The 2,411-nt window shown below is 37.2% G+C and carries 2 protein-coding genes; both read right to left on the bottom strand.

What is annotated here, in order from left to right; genetic code table 11:
- Positions 1–18: 18 nt before the first annotated feature.
- Positions 19–1,266: a hypothetical protein gene (locus GMD1S_RS07220; RefSeq protein ID WP_000770638.1), complete on the bottom strand. Its 1,248-nt coding sequence runs from the start codon at positions 1,264–1,266 to the stop codon at positions 19–21.
- Between the two features lie 197 nt (positions 1,267–1,463).
- A complete protein-coding gene (gene rgg / locus GMD1S_RS07215; protein WP_000434958.1) occupies positions 1,464–2,315 on the bottom strand; it encodes a quorum-sensing system transcriptional regulator Rgg in 852 nt (283 codons plus the stop codon).
- Positions 2,316–2,411 lie beyond the last annotated feature (96 nt).

Below are 2,411 nucleotides of genomic sequence, written 5' to 3'. Positions count from 1 at the left end.
TATGAATAAAATTAGGATTCAAATATCATTTTTGAGATTAATAACTGTCAAAAGAATAGCCAGCAAGGAAAGACCAACAAATAGCATCCAAGTCAACTGTATATTCCATACAGCTATAAGTGAAAAACAAGCTGTTCCCACAGGTATGGATAAGGTAAACAATAAACCTAAAAAATTACTGGTACGAGCTAGAACATCTGGAGCTAGATTTTTCATGAGCATGGCACTAATCTTTGGTTGAACTTTACCAGACACATACAGAGTTAAAAATAGAAATAGCAAACCAAGCACGACTTGATTGAATACATTAGCTAGACCAATTAGACTGAGTCCTACGGTCGCCCACATCATCAATCTAGGCAAAGACTGCTTCCCAAAATAATCATTGCCCGTAAGGCTACTGATGATGATTGCTACTAAAACACAGAATTGATTGATAAATAGTGCCTCTGTGTAAGAAAAATTCAAGAGAGAATGGCTCAAAAAGAAGATGTTATAGATGCTTCCTAAAGCCCCACCCAAGGCATTAATAAGCAAGACAGCAAAGATCATGAAACCAAAGTTTTTCTGTCCACCTTTAAGAAAAACGAGACGTAAATTTCGGTAAATTGTTAGGAACTGGTCTTTGATAGAAAGCTTCTCATTTTTTAGTTTTTTACCATCAGCAGATGACATTGACAGACTCAATTTGCTTTTTCCTAAAAAGAGAATAAAGGCTGATACTAGGAAAAAGCAGGCATTGATTCCCGCAACAAGGGAAAAATTGTTGACCGATAGACCTAAGAGCCAAACTCCAAAAGCTTGACCACCAATAGCTGAAATATAGGTGATAAACTGGGAAAAAGAATAAGCTTCCATCAGATCCCCTTCAGCTACTTTTTCCTTAACGAGGGGCATGCGCAAACCACCAGCAAAATCACTGATCACATCACTGATGACATTGATCAAACACAGGCTAGAAAAGGCAAAGAGACTAGCTTGCTGAACAACTAGGGCTGCCAGAAAAAATAAAACCGCCTGAAACAAACCGCTATAGACCATCCATTTGACCTTGTCCCTTGTGTAATCTGCCCGAATCCCTACAAAAACTGTAAAGAGAGTCGGAAGAATCATGACAATATTCGCCATAGCAACAGCAAAAGAGGCTTGTGGCAAGGTCGATGCATAAACGATAAATACCAGGTTAAAAATCGAAGCACCAAAGGCATTGAAGAAGCGCGACAAAGTCAAGAGTCGATAAGCTTGATTTCTAAACAATAGTTTCATAGGTGATCTCCCTTCTTGTTATAATCCCTATATGAAGTATGACTATAGTATAGCACTTAGAAATTGAAAGGGAAAACTTTTGAATATATGCAACACACAAAATGAGCAAAGAAACGATAGAACTTTTGTAACGACCTGAGAGTAGTCAAAAGTTCTATCGCTTAAATTTTCAAATTATTTTCTTAGTTTGCAGATATTCAACAATCGGTTGTATTTCTGTAGTATTCAGCAGATTTGTTACAACCAAGCATCTCAAAAATATGGACAGCATCTTCCATCTTTTTCTGACCTTCCTTGACTCTACCCTGCTTGCTATCAAGAAGACCTTCAGCCCACAAATAGACAATTCGGAAATAGGTCTCATTTTCCTTGTAGAAATGCTCTTTGATGACACGTTTAAAATAAGAGGCATTGGTAAATTCTTCACACTCAATGCTGGCTAAAAAACCATTCAATAGCATAGTATGAAAAAGGTTTCGATTACTAGACATTTCCATTAGAAAATCGGATTTGCGGACCATTTCTCGTACATATCTAGTAAAAAGAGAAACAGACAAGAACGGAGAACTGACTGAGAACAAATTGAGTTCATAGATTCCCCAAATCTCAGTAGAAAACAAGTAGTCATGAAGGACTTTCCCTTCCTCTGCCGTTAACTCAACCGTTTCATCCATACTCTTCATATAAGACTTGATAATGATGGCATTTAGAATATGTTTCTGTTTGTTTTGAGAATGGGCATGCTTTTGATACTCCTTGCGATATAAGTCCTCAAGAGGTGCTATATTCTTTAAATCCAAAACATCTGTGATTTCTTTTCTCAACTCCGAATCTGTATCATACTGAAAACCTCTCGCCAGAAAGAGGATTTCCTCTACACTAGCAGATATATTTTCTAGGGCAAATAGAAACTTTTCCACCGAAAGCTCACTCTGACCTGTTTCAAATCGGGACAACATGGACGGCGAAAATTGTCCCCCAGTTGCTTGTCTCAGCGAGATATTTCTTGACTCTCGTAATTGTCTAAAGACTTTTCCAATCTGCTCCATAGACTTCCCCTTGATTCCATATTTTCTTCATTTTATCATATTTTTCAGAAAATTCATCAAAAACTTGCCAAATTGTCAGAATTATGAGAAAATAGA

Source organism: Streptococcus sp. GMD1S, from assembly GCF_000296875.1.
In the GTDB taxonomy this organism is placed as follows: Bacteria; Bacillota; Bacilli; order Lactobacillales; family Streptococcaceae; genus Streptococcus.
This window is presented reverse-complemented; position numbering and strand designations above follow the sequence as displayed.

What these genes read in the sequence shown, in the direction of transcription:
- GMD1S_RS07220 (WP_000770638.1), bottom strand. Translation starts at nt 1,266, where the DNA reads ATGAAACTATTGTTTAGAAATCAAGCTTATCGACTCTTGACTTTGTCG.
- rgg (WP_000434958.1), bottom strand. Translation starts at nt 2,315, where the DNA reads ATGGAGCAGATTGGAAAAGTCTTTAGACAATTACGAGAGTCAAGAAAT.